The 15,884-nt window shown below is 61.1% G+C and carries 16 protein-coding genes; 11 read left to right on the top strand and 5 right to left on the bottom strand.

Translation table 11 applies throughout. From position 1 onward, the window contains the following. Window positions 1-32: 32 nt before the first annotated feature. The 4 genes from H281_RS0117315 (at window position 33) to H281_RS0117300 (ending at window position 4,713) form a co-directional block, all read left to right on the top strand. Window positions 33-1,061, top strand: a complete 1,029-nt coding sequence (locus H281_RS0117315) for a TRAP transporter substrate-binding protein (protein ID WP_033379586.1) — start codon at window positions 33-35, stop codon at window positions 1,059-1,061. A gap of 77 nt (window positions 1,062-1,138) precedes the next feature. After that, a complete protein-coding gene (locus H281_RS0117310) occupies window positions 1,139-3,010 on the top strand; it encodes a TRAP transporter large permease (protein ID WP_084690130.1) in 1,872 nt (623 codons plus the stop codon). A gap of 33 nt (window positions 3,011-3,043) precedes the next feature. Continuing rightward, window positions 3,044-3,754, top strand: coding sequence for a GntR family transcriptional regulator (locus H281_RS0117305; protein ID WP_020068402.1), 711 nt, complete (start codon window positions 3,044-3,046; stop codon window positions 3,752-3,754). 17 nt (window positions 3,755-3,771) lie between these two features. Beyond that, window positions 3,772-4,713 (top strand): D-2-hydroxyacid dehydrogenase, encoded by a 942-nt coding sequence (locus H281_RS0117300; protein ID WP_123282690.1) that lies wholly within the window; start codon window positions 3,772-3,774, stop codon window positions 4,711-4,713. Here the strand turns inward: H281_RS0117300 and H281_RS0117295 are convergent. The 4 genes from H281_RS0117295 to H281_RS0117280 all read right to left on the bottom strand — a co-directional run bounded on the left by H281_RS0117295 (window position 4,698) and on the right by H281_RS0117280 (window position 8,217). After that, window positions 4,698-5,390, bottom strand: coding sequence for a hypothetical protein (locus H281_RS0117295; protein WP_020068400.1), 693 nt, complete (start codon window positions 5,388-5,390; stop codon window positions 4,698-4,700). The genes H281_RS0117300 and H281_RS0117295 overlap by 16 nt on opposite strands. Next, complete coding sequence (locus tag H281_RS0117290; protein ID WP_020068399.1) at window positions 5,390-5,872, bottom strand: glycoside hydrolase family 108 protein; 483 nt, start codon at window positions 5,870-5,872, stop codon at window positions 5,390-5,392. The genes H281_RS0117295 and H281_RS0117290 overlap by 1 nt, the downstream gene beginning before the upstream one ends. 82 nt (window positions 5,873-5,954) lie before the next feature. Continuing rightward, the gene (locus H281_RS0117285) at window positions 5,955-7,388 is read right to left on the bottom strand and encodes a tetratricopeptide repeat protein (RefSeq protein WP_027804694.1); all 1,434 of its coding nucleotides are present in this window, start codon (window positions 7,386-7,388) and stop codon (window positions 5,955-5,957) included. Between the two features lie 283 nt (window positions 7,389-7,671). Then, window positions 7,672-8,217, bottom strand: coding sequence for an SRPBCC family protein (locus H281_RS0117280; protein ID WP_020068397.1), 546 nt, complete (start codon window positions 8,215-8,217; stop codon window positions 7,672-7,674). Between the two features lie 194 nt (window positions 8,218-8,411). Here H281_RS0117280 and H281_RS0117275 point away from each other — a divergent pair, with 194 nt between their 5' ends. The 6 genes from H281_RS0117275 (at window position 8,412) to H281_RS0117250 (ending at window position 13,440) form a co-directional block, all read left to right on the top strand. Beyond that, window positions 8,412-9,161 carry an IclR family transcriptional regulator gene (locus H281_RS0117275; RefSeq protein WP_027804693.1) on the top strand — a complete coding sequence of 250 codons (750 nt, stop codon included), beginning with the start codon at window positions 8,412-8,414 and terminating at the stop codon, window positions 9,159-9,161. An 86-nt stretch (window positions 9,162-9,247) separates the two neighbouring features. Beyond that, on the top strand, window positions 9,248-10,003 hold the full coding sequence (locus tag H281_RS0117270) for a transporter substrate-binding domain-containing protein (RefSeq protein WP_020068395.1): 756 nt from the start codon (window positions 9,248-9,250) through the stop codon (window positions 10,001-10,003). A 17-nt stretch (window positions 10,004-10,020) separates the two neighbouring features. Continuing rightward, on the top strand, window positions 10,021-10,689 hold the full coding sequence (locus tag H281_RS0117265; RefSeq protein WP_020068394.1) for an amino acid ABC transporter permease: 669 nt from the start codon (window positions 10,021-10,023) through the stop codon (window positions 10,687-10,689). Continuing rightward, a complete protein-coding gene (locus H281_RS0117260) occupies window positions 10,686-11,462 on the top strand; it encodes an amino acid ABC transporter ATP-binding protein (protein WP_020068393.1) in 777 nt (258 codons plus the stop codon). The genes H281_RS0117265 and H281_RS0117260 overlap by 4 nt, the downstream gene beginning before the upstream one ends. Further along, a complete protein-coding gene (gene hutG, locus H281_RS0117255) occupies window positions 11,459-12,427 on the top strand; it encodes a formimidoylglutamase (RefSeq protein ID WP_027804692.1) in 969 nt (322 codons plus the stop codon). Before H281_RS0117260 ends, hutG begins: the two co-directional genes overlap by 4 nt. A 140-nt stretch (window positions 12,428-12,567) precedes the next feature. Beyond that, window positions 12,568-13,440, top strand: coding sequence for an endonuclease/exonuclease/phosphatase family protein (locus H281_RS0117250; protein WP_020068391.1), 873 nt, complete (start codon window positions 12,568-12,570; stop codon window positions 13,438-13,440). Between the two features lie 139 nt (window positions 13,441-13,579). Here the strand turns inward: H281_RS0117250 and H281_RS0117245 are convergent, their stop codons facing one another. After that, window positions 13,580-14,791: an NHL domain-containing protein gene (locus H281_RS0117245; RefSeq protein ID WP_027804691.1), complete on the bottom strand. Its 1,212-nt coding sequence runs from the start codon at window positions 14,789-14,791 to the stop codon at window positions 13,580-13,582. 485 nt (window positions 14,792-15,276) lie between these two features. On the opposite strand from H281_RS0117245, the gene H281_RS0117240 reads away from it, so the two are divergent. Continuing rightward, complete coding sequence (locus H281_RS0117240) at window positions 15,277-15,855, top strand: ester cyclase (protein WP_020068389.1); 579 nt, start codon at window positions 15,277-15,279, stop codon at window positions 15,853-15,855. Window positions 15,856-15,884 lie beyond the last annotated feature (29 nt).

Raw genomic sequence — 15,884 nt, 5'->3', positions numbered from 1 at the left:
GCAGCCCTCCCTTTCCTATGGAGCGAGACAAAATGAGTTCGTATTCCCGTCGTACCTTTCTGCAAACCCTTGGAGCAGCCGCGGTGGCGACAACCGGGACCGGTTTGTTTCCATCGCTGGCGTGCGCCCAGACCGCGCAGTTCAAGCTGAAGTACGCGAACAACCTGGCGCTGTCGCATCCGCTCAATGTCCGCGCAAAAGAAGCGGCGGACGCCATCAGGAAAGAAACCGGCGGCCGCGTCGACTTGCAGATTTTCCCGAACGGTCAGATGGGGACGGATACCGATATGCTGTCGCAGGTCCGTTCGGGGGCCATCGACTTTCTCACTCAAGGTGGCGTGGTGCTGTCGACGCTCGTGCCGGTCTCCGCGATCAACGGCATCGGCTTCGCGTTCAAGGACTACAACCAGGTGTGGGCGGCGATGGACGGCGACCTCGGCAGCTACATCCGCAGGGCGGTTTCGAAGGTGGGGCTCATCGCGATGGAAAAACCGTGGGACAACGGCTTTCGCCATCTCACGAGTTCGGTCAAGCCGGTGCTAAGTCCGACCGACCTCAAGGGCCTGAAGATCCGTGTGCCGGTCAGCCCTCTTTGGACCTCGATGTTCAAGGCGCTCGACGCGTCGCCGACCAGCATTAACTTCAGCGAAGCCTATTCGGCATTGCAAACCAAGGTGGTCGACGCGGAAGAAAACCCGCTCGCGCTGATCGAAACCGGCCGCTTTTATGAAGTCCAGAAGTACTGCTCGTTGACCGGCCATATCTGGGACGGCTTCTGGTTCCTTGCCAACGCGCGTTCGTGGGGCAACCTGCCGCCGGACTTGCAGACCATTGTGGCAAAACACCTGAATGCGGCCGCGGTGGCTGAACGGGCGGACGTCGCCGCACTGAGCACATCGCTCGTCGAAACGTTGCGATCGCACGGTATGGCGTTCAACAAGCCCGACATCCAGCCGTTCCGCGCCTCGCTGCAAAAGGCCGGCTTCTATGACCAGTGGCGCAAGAAATACGGCGATGAAGCCTGGGCGTTGCTCGAGAAGTACACGCAGAAGCTCGCATGAGCGCGGACCACCGAAGAGTTTCTGGAGAACGAGTCATGACTTCCCGAGTTCATCCCGAGCAGGTGTTCGCCCACGACATGGGCGCGCCGAAGGAACGACATGCGGCATCGAAGGTCGTGCGTGTCGGCAGCACACTCGATACGGCCATCAAGTGGATCACTGAAGTGCCCGCTGCGTTGCTGCTGGTGGCCGAAGTGGTGCTGCTCCTCACCAACGTTTTCTGCCGCTACGTGTTGCAGGATCCGTTGATCTGGGGTGACGAACTTGCGTCGATCCTGTTCATCTGGCTGTCGATGCTGGGCGCAGTGGTGGCGCTGCGCCGCGGCGAACATATGCGACTGACGATGTTTGTCGACAGAATGTCCCCGCAAAATCGTGCGTTTGCGGAGACGGTCGGAAATTTCATCGTGATGACTTTCGTGCTGCTGCTGGTTCGACCGGCTACCGACTGGGCGATGAACGAATGGATCATCAGCACGCCGGCGCTCGAGCTGCCCAATACCATCCCCGCGGCCGCGATTCCCGTGGCGGCTGCGCTGATGCTCGTGCTCGCCATTACGCGGTTGCTCGAGCGCTCGTCGCTTCGCGATTGCCTGAAGGCTTTCGCGCTCGTGGCCGGTGTTGCCATTGCGCTTTACATCGCACGGCAAGCGCTCGCGCCACTGACCGCGCTGAGTCTGGTCCTGTTTTTCGCCGTCGGCGTGATCACGATCATCTGTCTCGGTGTGCCGATCATGGTCGCATTCGGCGTGTGTACGTTTGCTTATCTCGCAACCGTCACGGGCGCACCGTTGACCATTGTTGTGAGCACGATGAATCAGGGAATGTCCAGCCTGATCCTGCTCGCCGTCCCGCTGTTCATCCTGCTGGGCGCACTAATGGAAGCGATGGGACTTGCCGAAGCGATGATCCGTTTCCTCGCTTCGCTGATCGGACACAAGCGTGGCGGCCTCGCCTACGTGCTAATCGGCGCTATGTACCTCGTGTCCGGCATCTCCGGCTCGAAGGTGGCGGACATGGCCGCGCTCGCGCCCGGCCTGTTCCCGGAAATGAAAAAGCGCGGCGCAAACGAAGGCGACCTGGTCGCAATGCTCAGTTCGGCGGCTGCCATGTCGGAAACCATTCCGCCCAGCCTCGTGCTGATAACGATCGGTTCGGTGACGGGAGTTTCGATCGCGGCGCTGTTCACAGGCGGCTTCATGCCCGCCGTGGTCGGCGCGGTAGCGCTCGCGGCAGTGGTCTGGTTCAAGAGCCGTAGGGAAAGCCTGCAAGGCGTGCAACGGGCCTCCTGGGGCGAGGTCGGCCGCGCATTCCTGATCTCGCTGCCTGCGCTCGCGCTGCCCTTCGTGATTCGGGCGGCCGTCGTGGAAGGCATCGCGACGGCGACGGAGGTGGCGACAATCGGCGTGGCTTACACCTGTGTGGTGGGTTTGCTACTCTATCGCCGCTTCGACTGGAGCCGGCTCTATCCTATTCTGGTGGAAGCGGCGTCGCTGTCCGGCGCGATTCTGATCATCATCGGGTGTGCGACCGCGATGGGATGGGCGCTCACGCAGTCAGGCTTCTCCGCGCAACTCGCCTCTATGATGATGGCTGCGCCGGGGGGCAAGCTCGGCTTCCTGGCGATCTCCGCGATTACGTTCGTGATGCTCGGCAGCTTTCTTGAAGGGATCCCGGCGATCGTACTATTCGGGCCGCTACTGTTCCCGATCGCGCGCGCGATGGGCATCTCGGACGTGCACTATGCAATGGTCGTGGTGTTCGCGATGGGACTGGGCCTGTTCGCCCCCCCGCTCGGCCTTGGCTTTTATGCGGCGTGCGCGGTCAGCAAGGTCGACCCGTCCGCCGCGATGCGCCGCGTTTGGCCGTATCTGGGGGCATTGGCGGCAGCCCTCGTCGTGATAGTGCTGGTTCCATGGGTATCGGTAGGTTTTCTGTACGTAAAATAGGTAGCAAAAAATGGCACAGATAAGGCAATCGTCATGAAAAGCGCGCTCAATGGTGCACAGAACAGCAAGGTGAACGCCCGCGCACCGGAGGTGATTGCGTCGAAACTCGACGACATTCGCGATCAGGTGCGCGCCATGATCCAGCGGGGGGAGTTGCGCCCCGGTGAACGCGTGAACGAGCAGGCGCTCGCGAATCAGATCGGCGTCGGCCGTAATTCGGCGCGTGAGGCGCTACGCTCGCTTGAACAGGCGGGGCTCGTTCGCATTGTGCCGAACCGGGGCGCGGAAGTGCGGCGGCTGTCGCTAGAAGAGGCAATGGACCTCTACGAAATCCGCGCCGGACTCGCACGCACGGCGGGACGCCTCGCCGCGCTGCGCCTGACGACCGACGAGGAGCATCTGCTCGGGCTCCTCCTTGACCAGATGGACGCGGCCGTGGCCGAGCGCGACAGCCGTCAGTATCAGACCCTGAACACCGAGTTCCACCGTCAGTTAATGGCGGCGACCAAGAATCCGCGGCTGATCACGATCAATCAGGCCGTCGAAGACGAGCTGACGCTCTACATTCACAAGGGCGTGTATTCATTCACGCAAATGCAGCGCTCCTCGAAAGAACACCGCGAACTTTTCGAGGCGCTGCTCGCGGGTCAAGCCGACGCGGCTGCGGAGGCTTTCGAGAACCACGTGCAGACCGGAAAGAAACGCATGCTCGACACTGTGTCCACGAGCTCGTCCGAACGTTAATGAAGTGGAGCAGCTCGTTGAAAACCATCGTCTTTCTGGACCGCGCGACGCTGTCGGCCGATCTACCGGATTTTCCGTTTCCGCATCGCTGGATCGAATATCCGTCTACGACGCCGGAACATGTGGTGGAGCGTTGCCGCGATGCGCATATCGTCGTGACCAACAAGGTTCCACTGTCGGGCGATGTGCTCGAGCAGTTGCCGCATCTGGAACTGATCGGCGTCCCGGCTGCGGGCGTCAATCATCTGGATACCGAAACATGTCGCAAACGGGGCATCGGCATCGTCGCGTGTCCGGGCTATTCGACGATTTCCGTGCCCGAGCACGCGTTCGCGTTGATGCTGGCGCTCCGCCGCAACCTTATGCCTTATTGGCACGATGTTTATGCTGGCGGATGGAGCGGATCACCCACGTTCTACGCCGAACTGCATCCGATCCAGGATCTGCACGGATCGACGCTCGGTATCGTCGGTGCGGGTCACGGTGGAAAGCGTCTTGCCGAACTGGCCGGCGCGTTCGGCATGCGGGTACTGTTCGCGGAGCGCAAGCGCGCGAGGTGCGTGCGCGACGGCTATGTGGCATTCGACGAGGTGCTGCGTGAGGCCGATACGATCAGCCTGCATTGCCCGCTTACCGACGAAACGCGGCATCTGTTCGGTCTCGCAGAATTCGAGCAAATGAAGCGCAGCGCGTCACTCGTGAACGCCGCACGCGGCGGTATTGTCGACGAAGGGGCGCTGATCGAGGCACTCGACCGCAAGCTGATCGCGAATGCCGCGCTCGACGTCCTCGAGCAGGAACCGCCCGCGGCCGATCATCCGCTGCTGTCCCGCGCGCGCACCGATCTGATCGTGACGCCGCATGTTGCATGGCGGACACAGGTGGCCATGACGCGGCTCGTCACGCAACTCGCACGAGGCATCGAAGAGCATTACGCGCAGCGTCAGCTGCCCGAGTAAATCGGGCCCTGTCCACCCGGTGTGAATTGCTGGAATGCCTCGCTGTGCGACGGAGCCGGCGCCGCTTGTGGCCGCGCCGCTGAAGCCGTTGCCGGCTCGCGCAGCGTAAGCGCGCTGTCCGCGGTGATCGGCACGCTGGGCTTGGCGAGGAGTTCGGTCTTTCGCATCGATCCCACCGATGTTCCGAAGTAGTAGCCGATGATGCTGATCCACGCCGTACCCAAAGCCCCGACGACGACGTTGACGAGATCCTTGTTCGTGCCCGGCAGCGGCTGAAAGGCCATCAGCAGCAGAATGCCGAAAAAGCCGGCGGTGACCGCCATCGCAAGGACTTTGGGTACCCAGTCCTTGGTGCTGACTCCCATTGCGCGCGCGTCGGCCCGATCGGCAGCCTGAATACGCGCCATATCGCTTTCATGCGCGAGGCTCGCCTGGGCGGCAGTTACCATCAACTGTTGGAGCTGCAACGAGTTTGCGTTCTCGGCTTGCCGGACCTTCTCGAGTGCGCTGGGATCGTTCAACGCGAGTTCCACGACGCCGGGGTCGCTCGGCGTGCCGAGCGCATGCGAAATGATCGCGGCGGCGGCGGTCACGCCCACACCGATTGGACCACCCACGAGGCCCGCGAGAAGCGGTGCGCTGCTGCCGATGTTCGACGCTACTTTAGACCAGTCCATCATGCTGCTCCCAGGAGAAGATTAGCGGCCATTCGTTCGGTCCATCCACGGCTGAAATTGGGCCATGCATGCAGGTTGCGCAGGTAACGCAAGCGATAAGCGGCGAAGCGCATGACGAACTTCAGCGGGTCCGCGCTTTTGACTGCATCGAGTGTGTCCGGGCCGAACTTGCCGTCTTCTTTCGCGCCGGAAGCTTTTTGCATCCACAACACCACGAGGCCGCCGTTGTAATTGGCGTCGAAGATCTGGAAGGCAACGCGCGGGTCGAGCTCGTCGAGATGCAGCGGGTCCCAATACTTCTGTTTGGCAATCTGTCTGGCGGTATCGAGCGGCAGGTCTTTCATGGCGCCCGCATAGCCCGCGCTGCGTGCCACGCGCGCCGTGACACCCCACATCGTTTCACCGCCAGGGTCATGCGGATTGAAGGAGTAACCGCCCTCACTACCAATCAGGGCCCTGAACGCATCGTCGAAACTGTCCATCGAACATCTCCCATTCAACCAGGTGTGTTACTGCAACGGGTGGGTACTGCGGGACTAAGCCATCTTCATGGCCGGCTATTCGTTACGCGGTTTGCAACGCAAGCGAGGCGGGCGGAATCGCAACAGGCCTGACTCCGTCATTGGGCTTCGACGGGTCTGGGCGATCGCCTCCCTGCGCCGCTCTGGCGAGCCGCGCCAGATGACTTTCGCGCACCGACAAAGTCCCGGCGTCGAGTTGCAACGCTTGAGCGTATTTGCGCGACGCGCCGGACAGATCGCCCTTGCGATCCAGTGCCCGGCCCCATTCCGCGTAGGAGGGCGCCAGATCTGGGCGAAGTGCGACGGCGCGCGAGAGTTTTTCGATGGCTTCGTCGTAGCGGCCGACAGTGACGAGTGCTTCGCCCCAATCGTGCAGGTTGTCGACAGAGTCTGACTTCATTCGGTCTGCCTGCTTGAACGCATCGAGGGCTTCGGAATAGCGATTCGCGTGCAACAGCACGTCGCCGAGAAGACGCAAGTTTTCCGCCGTCTTCGATTTCTCGCTCGCGCCGGCTCGCAAGGCTTCAAGTGCGTCGTCGATTCGATGCTGCTGTTCGAGTGCAATGCCAAGGCTTGCGTGCAGCACCGCTGAATGCTGGTACAAGGTCAGCGCCTCACGTGTCTGCTGCTCGGCCTCTTTGGACAGCCCCTGATCGGCAAGCAGCCACGCTTTGCCGGCGAGCGCCCATTCGCCTTGCTCGGAGGCGGGCAGTGCGAGCACTTCGTCGTAGATCGCGACGATCTCACCGTAGTCGCATTGCGCGAGCGAACACCTGGTTTTCTGCACTTGCGAGTAGAGATGACTAGCGAGAATATTCGGCTCCGCAAGACGCATGGCTTTGACTGCGATGTCGTGTACGAACTTCTCCAGATCGCGTCCTTCGAACGACACGGTGCTTTCGCGGGAATTAAACGGACCGCCTTCAATCTGCACATGCGCCACGTAAGAATCCGCGCTGCCGTTGACCTTTGTGATGCCGACATGAACGACCACGTCCGTGCGCTTGATGACGCCTTTGATGAAGCGCACGGTGGTTGCATACGACATCTCCTGACCGGGTATCTGAATGTCCGGTTGTGCGTCGTTGTCTGTCATCGTGTCGTGCGGAATCGACTCGGCGTCCTGACCGATGGCTCGCATCGAAGACATGATGCGTTCCGCGAGAAAGTGCGATGTATAGCCGCGTTCCACCAGCGACTGCGGCGTTTCGACGGGCGGCACCAGCAATTGCCGCGTGAGTACGCCGCGCACGACGAGGCAGAAAAAACCGATGGTGAGCACCGCGAAAACCCACGGCAAAACATACGGCCACAATTGTTTCGGGCCTCGTCCGATGAAGCCGGCGGCCCGCAATCCGAACGGCACCAATCCCACCGGGAAGTCGCGCCGTGCCGTATGGCGCTTTGAACGGCCGCCCACGCGAAAAGGCCGGCTTCGCCAGTTCACTGGTCGACGTTGGCTCTGCACACTCGACATGACGCACCTCGATTCAACGGATGTTGGTAAGTGCACGACTGGGTGGTGTTTATTACGCATCGACCGTGCCATTGCGCCCAGTACCTTATGTAGCGGGCGTGCAGAGGACCGCGCTGCATGCCGGCGCGGAATTGTGTTGCGTGGTGGCCAACGGATGTTGCGCGTGAGTTTGCTGACGGGAGACAGGTAGTGGGAGGAGGCGGGAATGAGGCTGGCAGGCTTGCACGCCAGCATTCAGTCCGGTCGTGACACCGCAGGTCGTCACGCCAGTCGAGCAACGTCGCTACTGCTGCGGTGACGCTTCCACAAGGCTTTTGAGTCGCAGGACTGCCGTATCCGATTCAGACTGAATCCGCGCGCGCAGCACGGACCAGTTCAATATCGCAAACCATAACGACGGCGCGCGATAAGTGAAGTCACGTTCAAAACGGGTTCCGCTCACGGTCGATGTCAGCGAATAAGTGACTGTGCCGGCCGATCTGCCGTCGATCTTGCCTGTTATCACCCATTTGCTCGGCCGAACACGTGCAGCGACTGTCCATACAACGCGGCCGCGCCTCCCCGCCACCCTGAACTCCTCCGTCACCTGCTCGCCCACATCGAGGGAATGGTCTACCGATCCGCTGACCGCGAGCGATGACGGATGCCAGAGGGGCCAGTGAGCCGGCGTCGTGACATAGTCGAACACTACCGAGGGCGGGCGCTGTATCGACGCAACGGTAACGATGCGCGTGTCGAACTCGATCCGCCGCGGCAATGGGAAAAAGAGCACCGCAATCGCGACGAGCACCGCCAATATTGCGGTAACGAACCGTGTACGGGTTTGCATAGCGCCTCGTGCCGTTCGCTGTAACAGGCGAAGCTATTTTACGGCGGAGTAGTAGGCACGACGATTGGCACGCCCCGATGCCCGCCCCAAGGGAAATCCCTGCCCTACTGTTCCCATTGAGTGGGAATATGATTTTTGAAATTCGAGAATCATCTGGCATTCTGCGTTCTTGATAGGTCGTGGGCCGCGTAATCGTGAACGTTGAACAGGGTGTGACAGGGGCTGAACGCGTGTTGCTGGTGCTGGCCGCGCTCGCCAGTCATGGCAAGGCGATGTCGGTCAAGGATCTGCTGGCCGTAACCGGGCTTGCGCAGAGCACGCTGTACCGTCAGATCGCGCTGCTCAAGCGCTGGGGTTTCGTCGCCGAAAACGCCGGGTACTACGCGCCCGGTCCGATCAGCTTGCAACTCGCGCTTGGCTTCGATGTGAATTCACTGCTCGTCGAAGCGAGCCGCAGTGAGATGCAGCAGCTCGCGCGCGCGTCGCAGGAAAGCATTGGGCTGGTGGTCGCGGTCAGGCATCAGGTGATGTGTCTCGAGATGGTCGACAGCCAGCATTCGTTGCGCTGCTCGTTCGAGAAAGGCCGCGCCGTGCCTCTCAAGGCGGGCGCCTCGGCGAAATGCCTGTTGGCATTCATGGCCGGCAGGGCGCGCGCCGAAGTGCTCGACATCGTGTTCGACAACGACCCCGTCGGCCGCGCCGCGATCGAAGTAGAACTTCAACAGATTCGAGCGCAGGGTTACGCCGTCAGCGACAGCGAAGTCGACCCGGGCGTGTGGGGCGTCAGCGCCCCGATCTTTCATCACAGCGGACGCGGCACCGGTAGCGGCGCGTCGATCACGTTGATGGCGCCATCGACGCGCGCCATCGGACGAGAAACCCAATTCATCGACGGGACGCTACGTACGGCCCGCGCCATTTCCGAGCATATGCAAACCGACTAACGGGACGAAGCGTTTTTCAACTTCGTCCTTCGATTCGGGTCTCGACTTAACCGCACGACTTGATAAAACCACAAGGAGCCTACTCCATGAAGCTGCAACGACTGTTGTCCCTCGCATGCATCTCGTTCGCCGTGACGTTTGGCGGATTTCCCGGCGCGGCGTCAGCACAAACGCCGGATGTACTGAACGTTGCCACCGACGCCACTTTCCCGCCAATGGAGTACACCGAGAACGGCGCGCGCACCGGCTTCGACGTCGACCTCATGAATGCGCTCGCGAAAGCGATGGGCAAACGCGTGCAATGGACCGACATTGACTTCAAAGGGCTGATTCCAGGTCTGATCGCGCATCGTTTCGACGCTGCGATCTCCGGCATCTACATTACCGACGAGCGCGCGAAAGTGGTCGACTTCACCGATTCGTACTACGCGGGGGGCCTGGCCGTGCTGGTCAAAAGCGATTCACCGGTCAAGACGGTAACCGATCTGAACGGCAAGAAAGTCTCAGTGCAGGTGGGCACGAAGTCGGTGAATTTCCTGCGCGATAACTTCCCGCAAATCAATCGCGTCGAGGTCGAGAAGAACCAGGAAATGTTCGACCTGGTAGGCATCGGCCGGGCCGACGCTGCTGTGACGGGTAAGCCAGCTGCGTATCAAGTTGCGAAAACGCGGGCCGGCTTCCGCGTACTCGACAAAACGCTGACAACTGAAGCCTACGGCATCGCCGTGCGCAAAGACGAGCCGCAGTTGAAGGCAGACCTCAACACCGCGCTAGCCAAGATCAAGGCTGACGGCACGTATGCGGCGATCGTCAAGAAGTGGTTCGGCGCGAGTGCGCAATAAACGGCCGGACAAACCAAATGGAACTTGACTTCTCGCCGGTGATTGCCGGTTGGCCGGACATCATGCACGGCGCGATAGTGACGGTCGAAGTGACCGCCGCGTCGCTCGCGCTCAGTTGCGTGCTTGGTCTGTTGATCGGCATCGGCCGGCTCACGCCGCAGCGGCGCATCGTGTACGGGTTCTGCACCGCGTACCTGACGTTCTTCCGCGGCACGCCGTTGCTCGTGCAACTCTTCCTGCTGTTTTTCGGCCTCCCGCAATTCGGCATTCTGCTGCCGGCGTTTTTGTGCGGCATGCTGGGGCTCGGTCTGTATTCGGCGGCTTACGTATCCGAGATCGTGCGCGGCGCGATTCAGTCAGTCGATCGCGGGCAGATGGAAGCGGCGCGTTCGATCGGCATGTCGTCCGGGCAGGCGATGCGCGCGATCATTCTGCCGCAGGCGATCGTGCGCATGATCCCGCCGCTCGGCAACGAATTCATTGCGTTGATCAAGAACTCGGCGCTGGTGTCGCTGCTGACAATCGACGATCTGATGCATGAAGGCCAGAAGATCATCAGCGTGTCCTATCGTTCGCTAGAGGTGTATCTCGCCATCGCGCTGGTGTATCTGGTGTTGACACAGGCGACTAATTACGCGCTGCATCGCGTCGAACGCCGCTTGCGTGCTGGAGGAATGGTGCAATGAATACCGTGGCCAAAGTCAATGAGCCTATCGTCAGCATTCGCGGGCTGACCAAATCGTTCGGCTCGCATACCGTGCTCAACGGCATCGATTTCGATATCCATCCGCAGCAGGTCGTGGTGGTGATCGGGCCGAGCGGCTCGGGCAAGAGTACATTTCTACGCTGCTGTAACGGACTCGAACAGGCAGAACGCGGCACGATCGACATTTGTGGGCATCGGCTAGTCGACCAGGGTGCGATGCTCAAGGAGCGTTCGCTGAATGCGCTGCGCACCGAAGTCGGCATGGTGTTTCAGTCGTTCAATCTGTTTCCGCACCTGTCGGTGCTGCATAACATTACCGTGGGTCCGCGCATGTTGCGTGGCGCCAGCAAGGCGCAGGCCGAAGCGGCTGCGATCGCGTTGCTGGAGAAAGTCGGGCTTGCGCACAAGGCGGATGTGATGCCGGCGAGTCTGTCGGGCGGTCAGAAACAACGGGTTGCGATTGCTCGCGCGCTAGCGATGCAGCCACGGGTCATGCTGTTCGACGAGCCGACGTCTGCCCTCGATCCCGAACTGGTCGGCGAAGTGCTGCAAGTGATGAAACTGCTCGCGAGCGAAGGCATGACGATGGTGGTCGTCACGCACGAAATGGGCTTCGCGAAGGAAGTGGCCGACGTGGTGGTCGTGATGGACGGCGGTGTGATCGTCGAAGCAGGACCGCCCGCGGAGATTTTCTCTGCGCCATCGCAGCCGCGCACACGCGCATTCCTGCAGGCGGTGTTGTCACGCGCATGAGAGTCCCATTTGATGGCAAGGTGTGGGCAGGCCGTTCCGACGACGGCGAGCCCGGCGACACGCGGCGTGTTTTCAATCAGGTGACGCCGTTCGGTAGCGCGCAGCAGGTGCAGCGCGATGTGCCGGTGATCGTGGGCTTCAGTTCTGATGAAGGAGTGCGCCGCAATCAAGGCAGGATCGGCGCAGCGCATGCGCCCAAGGAATTGCGCCGTGTGCTGGCAGGCTTGCCGGCCAAAGCGGCGATCGCCGCGCTTGCCGACGCAGGCGATGTGGTGTGCGATGACGGCGACCTCGAAGCCGCGCAGGCGGAACTGGCCCACGTGGTCAGCGAGGTGCTGGCGAGCGGCGCACGCCCGTTGGTGTTCGGCGGCGGTCATGAGGTCGCGTGGGGCACGTATAGCGGTTTACGACTGCATCAGCAGCGTGAAGCCGGGAATCAAGCCACGCTGCTCATATCGCGCAAGTTGTTAATCATCAACTTCGACGCTCACTTCGATCTGCGTCAGAAGCGTCCTGCGAATTCCGGAACGCCGTTCGATCAGATCGCGCTTGACTGTGAGGAACGAGGGGTGTCGTTCAACTATGTGTGCTTCGGCATCAGCGATCTCGGCAATACTGCGTCGCTATTCGCGCATGCGGAGCGACTCGGCGTGCGCTATGTGTTAGACGTCGATATGCAGGAAACGCAACTGCCGCAGCGTCTGAATGAGCTTCAGAAGTTGCTGGACGCGGCGGATGACGTATATCTGACAATCGATCTCGACGTGTTGCCGGCCGCCACGGCGCCGGGGGTGTCGGCACCCGCTGCGCTGGGCGTACCGCTATCGGTGGTTGAAGCGATGGTGCTGCGCGTGCGGGCTTCGGGCAAGCTCCGCGCGTCGGATATCGCAGAGTACAACCCGACGCTCGATCAGGACAGACGCACCGCGAGAGCGGCCGCGCGACTCGCGTACCGGTTGCTTTGAATCATGCATCTTGCTTGACGTCTATGAGGCAGGCGCGCTCGCAACCAGGCAAACACTTTGTCGTTTCCTGGGCACTAACGGCTTATCCATTTGACGCCGCCGCAGTAAACTGTGAGTCATGGCTTCTGCAGGAGGACATCATGCGTCTCGTCGACTGGAACGTTCAGTGGGGACGCGGTGTAGACGGCCGCGTCGACCTCGCCCGCATTGTGCGCGAGGCAAAGGCGCTGTGCGATTTCGACATCCTGTGCCTTCAGGAAGTCACGCGCGGCTTTCATGAGGGACAGACGCAGGGCGGATTGGCAGGCGGCCCCTCTGCCGACCAGTTCGCCGAACTCGCCGCGTTGCTGCCGGACGCGACGGTGGTCGATGCGATCGGTTCCGATCTTCCGCCTATCGGGCCAGCACGACAGCGGCGTCAGTTCGGCAATGCAATCGTGAGCCGACTGCCTGTCAAGCAGGTGCTGCGTCATTCGCTCCCGTGGCCGGCCGACCCCGCCAAGCCGTCGATGCTGCGTGTCGCTCTCGAAGCCGTTATCGAAACCGATATTGGCCCGCTGCGCGCCATCAGCACTCATCTTGAGTTCTATTCCGAGGCACAGCGGCTGGCGCAAGTGACGAGGCTGCACGAATTGCATCAGGAAGCGTGCGACCATGCGCGCCGTCCCGCGCAAGCGGAAAAACTGGACAGTCCCTTCGCCGACACGGCACGTCCTATGTCTGCCATCGTGTGCGGCGATTTCAACAGCGCGTTCGAAAGTTCTGCTTATTGCAGGATGCTGGAGCCGATTTCAGGCGCGCCCGCCTTCGCCGACGCATGGGCCTGCGCGCACCCCGGCACCCCGCGGGCTGCCACAGTCGGTCTGTATGATCACGAGCAATGGTCCGACGGACCGTTCGCATGCGATTTTGTTTTTGTCACCGAAGATCTGAAGCCGCGCATCGTGGATTGTGACGTGGACCAGAATAGCCGCTCGTCCGATCATCAACCGCTGTGGCTCGAATTGCGCTGATCCGCGAAGACGGACCAAGGCAACAAGTGCCGCCCCCCGCGGCACCCTTCGAGTAGCCGCCCTACGACTCGAGCGAGCGGCTAAAAACTGACCGACTGCAGCTAGCGGCGTACAGCGAATCTCGGCCGGTCAAGATTCCTCAGTGGTTGTGGTTGTCGTCATCGTCACGACCGTCGCGGTCAAGACCGTAGCGACGGTTGTCGCGGCAATCCCAGCGATGATGGCCCGGCAGCCCGGCAATCTTGCGAATCCGGAGACCATCGGCGACATACAGGGCACCGTCACGCGCGAACGCGAGGCCCCGTGGCTGCATGAGCATAGCCTGAATGGCGAGACCTCCGTCACCCGAGTAGCCCGCCGTACCCGTGCCGGCGATAGTCTCAATGGTTCCCGTCTCCCGGTCTACCTGCCGCACGCGGTAATTGGCGCTATCGCTGATTGTTAGCGTTCCTGCGCAATCGGCCGCAATATGCGATGGATAGTTAAGTAGCGCCTGCGTGGCAGGCTGTCCATCACCGTTGTAGCCCGCCTGAAAAGCTACTCCTGTCGTCCCCGGATAGACCCCCGCGACTGTCGTAAATGTTTGACGCTGTCTGTCGAGTTCGCGAACGGTGTTAAGACCAGCGTCGGCAAAGAACATGTCGTTGCGCCGGTTGAACGCCGTCGTGATGTAGTAGAGGAAGCCGGCTTCCGCCGCGGGGCCGCTGGCCGGACCCGCTCCATTTATGCCACCGCCCACCACTGTCGCGATGATGCCGGTGCGTCGATCGACGCGCCGAATGCGCTCGTTGCCAGAATCGCTGATGACGAGGTTTCCGTCGCGATCGAAGGCGATGTCCGTCGCGTTGATCAACGCAGCACTTGCGGGCCCTCCGTCTCCGGAGAACCCACGTTGGCTTCCTCCGGCAACCGTGTGAATCGTCAGCGTGTGATGATCGACGCGCAAGATGCGGCTGGTCGACCCATAATCGGCGATATATACATCGTCGTCTGGTCCGACCGCTACACCTTGTGGATAGTCGAGGTTTGTCGCTGTTGCTTTCAACCCATCGCCGTTATAGGCCGTTTGACCGGTGCCCGCGAAGGTGGTGATGATCCCGGTGGCGTGGTCGATACGCCGGACCACATGGTTCACCGGTTCGGCAACAAACAGGTTGCCGTGGTGGTCGACAGACAGACCCTCTGGAGCAATGAGTGCTGACGTAGCCTGCCCCCCGTCGCCAGCGTACCCTTGCACCCCAGTGCCAGCGATCGTGACTATTGTTTGAGATTGCGCCCATGCTGCATAAGGTACGGCAAGCAGCATGATCCACGCAGACCGGATAAGCCTTGCACGAATGGAGCATTTCATCGCTGACCTCCCTAAGGTGAACAGCTGAAACGATTCTCACCGAAGCATTTGCTTCATGCGAGGTCCATGCGCTTGCCGCCAGGCGTTCGCCATCTATTGACCAGCTGCCCATGCCGAGCCACAGGCGTCCGTTTGACTGCCGGCGACGCATTGCGTCCGTGCGGGCCGAGGTAGGTTGGAGATGTCAGTCCCCCATTCCGCGCGAGGCGCGGAATGGCTGACGACGACTGCAGAGCTGACCTGACACCGCGTTGGTCGTAGTGTCTGAAGAATAGACACCCGTGTCGCCGATGCATGCCGATACCTATGCTTTTTGCGCCTTCTCGAGGCGAAAAATTATTCAGTTCTGGTTGAAAAACAATCAAGCCCTAGACCAATTATCACAAGGCCCTGCTGAATGGAGAATGCATCCGGTTCGCAGCGCTCCGTGCCACCGAGCAACTCAAAACCGATTCTCACCAAACCAACACATCCGGAGAACAATCATGTCCCGCGCTTTCCCGTTCGTTTCGCAAGTCGGTGCCGCTTTCGCTGCTTCGGCCGTCATGCTGTTTGCCGCCGCATTGCCTGCGACCGCAGCCGCGACGTCCGCTGCTGACGACCACCTCGTAAAGCCGCAAACGTTGATTGTCGATCACACGCTTCCGAAGAAGCAGCTCGATGCGCAGATTCGCGCCGCTCGGACTTACGATACCTTCTGGACCACCGGCGACGAAGCGCAGGCCCGCGCCGCGCTGGCGGAGAACTTCACCGATCGCACATTGCCGCCCGGCCGTCCGCAAGGCATCGCCGGACCGCTCGCAGCATCCAGGGCGTTCCATGCGGCCGTGCCCGACGTTAAGGCGTCGGTCGAGCAGATGATCGTGGCCGGCGATCGCGTCGTGACGCATCTACATTTCACCGGTCACTTCACCGGCACCTTCAACGGCACTCAGGGCAAAGGCCAAACAGTCGATTTCATCGCAACGGACATCTACCGCATTCGCGACGGCAAGATCACAGACAACTGGCATCTCGAAGACAATCTGACCTTCCTGCAGCAACTCGGCGTCGTCGCGAAGTAGTCACCGGTACGCAACGAGGTTGAGCAGGC

The organism is Paraburkholderia caledonica (assembly GCF_000383275.1).
Classification (GTDB): Bacteria; Pseudomonadota; Gammaproteobacteria; order Burkholderiales; family Burkholderiaceae; genus Paraburkholderia; species Paraburkholderia caledonica.
This window is presented reverse-complemented; position numbering and strand designations above follow the sequence as displayed.

Bases quoted from the DNA above. Each gene is read 5' to 3' on its own strand.
- hutG (WP_027804692.1), top strand. From the start codon at position 11,459: ATGAGAGTCCCATTTGATGGCAAGGTGTGGGCAGGCCGTTCCGACGAC.
- H281_RS0117305 (WP_020068402.1), top strand. From the start codon at position 3,044: ATGAAAAGCGCGCTCAATGGTGCACAGAACAGCAAGGTGAACGCCCGC.
- H281_RS0117250 (WP_020068391.1), top strand. From the start codon at position 12,568: ATGCGTCTCGTCGACTGGAACGTTCAGTGGGGACGCGGTGTAGACGGC.
- H281_RS0117245 (WP_027804691.1), bottom strand. From the start codon at position 14,791: ATGAAATGCTCCATTCGTGCAAGGCTTATCCGGTCTGCGTGGATCATG.
- H281_RS0117265 (WP_020068394.1), top strand. From the start codon at position 10,021: ATGGAACTTGACTTCTCGCCGGTGATTGCCGGTTGGCCGGACATCATG.
- H281_RS0117295 (WP_020068400.1), bottom strand. From the start codon at position 5,390: ATGGACTGGTCTAAAGTAGCGTCGAACATCGGCAGCAGCGCACCGCTT.
- H281_RS0117260 (WP_020068393.1), top strand. From the start codon at position 10,686: ATGAATACCGTGGCCAAAGTCAATGAGCCTATCGTCAGCATTCGCGGG.
- H281_RS0117240 (WP_020068389.1), top strand. From the start codon at position 15,277: ATGTCCCGCGCTTTCCCGTTCGTTTCGCAAGTCGGTGCCGCTTTCGCT.
- H281_RS0117290 (WP_020068399.1), bottom strand. From the start codon at position 5,872: ATGGACAGTTTCGACGATGCGTTCAGGGCCCTGATTGGTAGTGAGGGC.
- H281_RS0117315 (WP_033379586.1), top strand. From the start codon at position 33: ATGAGTTCGTATTCCCGTCGTACCTTTCTGCAAACCCTTGGAGCAGCC.
- H281_RS0117280 (WP_020068397.1), bottom strand. From the start codon at position 8,217: ATGCAAACCCGTACACGGTTCGTTACCGCAATATTGGCGGTGCTCGTC.
- H281_RS0117285 (WP_027804694.1), bottom strand. From the start codon at position 7,388: ATGTCGAGTGTGCAGAGCCAACGTCGACCAGTGAACTGGCGAAGCCGG.
- H281_RS0117270 (WP_020068395.1), top strand. From the start codon at position 9,248: ATGAAGCTGCAACGACTGTTGTCCCTCGCATGCATCTCGTTCGCCGTG.
- H281_RS0117310 (WP_084690130.1), top strand. From the start codon at position 1,139: ATGGGCGCGCCGAAGGAACGACATGCGGCATCGAAGGTCGTGCGTGTC.